The following is a 904-nucleotide window of genomic DNA, read 5'->3' on the forward strand; positions in this document are numbered from 1 at the left end:
CAGCACGGCCGCTTCGCCGCAGATGAGTTCATCGGGCATCGGCGAAGGCGTCGGTGGCCGTGACCAGCGCCGACGTGATGCCCGGCTCCATCGACGAATGCCCGGCATCGGGCACCACGACCAGCTGGGCCGAGGGCCATGCATCGGCCAGCGCGAAGGCATAGCGCACCGGGCAGATCACGTCGTAGCGGCCGTGCACGATGGTGCAAGGCAGGTGGGCGATGCGCGGCACGCCGGCGAGCAGCTGGTTGGGCGTGAGGAAGGCGCCGTTGACGAAGTAGTGCGCCTCGAGCCGCGCGAGGTTCAGCTCGAAGACGGCGTCCTGCGGCCGCAGCGGCTCGACCGGCAGCGGGATGAGCCGCAGGCAGGCGCCCTCGTAACTGCTCCAGGCGCGCGCCGCGGGGGCGTGCACGGCGGGGTCGGGGTTGCTCAGGCGGCGCTGGTAGGCCGCGAGCAGGTCACCGCGTTCGTCGGGCGGGATGGCACCGGCGAAGACCTCCCACTCCTTCGGAAAGAACTGCCGCATGCCGTGCAGCCACCACTGCTGCTCCTCGGTGCTGGCGAGCCAGATGCCGCGCAAGACGAGGCCGAGGCAGCGCTCGGGGTGCGCCTGTGCATAGGCCAGCGACAGCGTGGAGCCCCACGAGCCGCCGAACACCAGCCATTGCGCGATGCCGAGCCGCTCGCGCAGGCGCTCCAGGTCGGCGATCAGCAATGCGGTGGTGTTCTCGCGGCATTCGCCGGAGGGCGTGGACTTGCCGGCGCCGCGCTGGTCGAGGAGCACGATGTGGTAGCGGGCGGGATCGAAGAAGCCCCGGTCGGCTGCCGAGGTGCCGGCGCCGGGGCCGCCGTGCACGAAGATGACCGGGATGCCGGCGGGATTGCCGCTGCGCTCCCAGTAGAG

The 904-nt window shown here is 71.6% G+C and carries 1 protein-coding gene; it reads right to left on the reverse strand.

All coding sequences use genetic code 11. The annotated features are described in order from the left end of the window. Positions 1–28: 28 nt before the first annotated feature. On the reverse strand, positions 29–904 hold an 876-nt coding region (pip, locus tag AC1D01_RS36710; protein ID WP_477874734.1), incomplete at its 5' end, for a prolyl aminopeptidase.

The sequence above is a fragment of the Rhizobacter sp. P3_B12 genome (assembly GCF_056402895.1).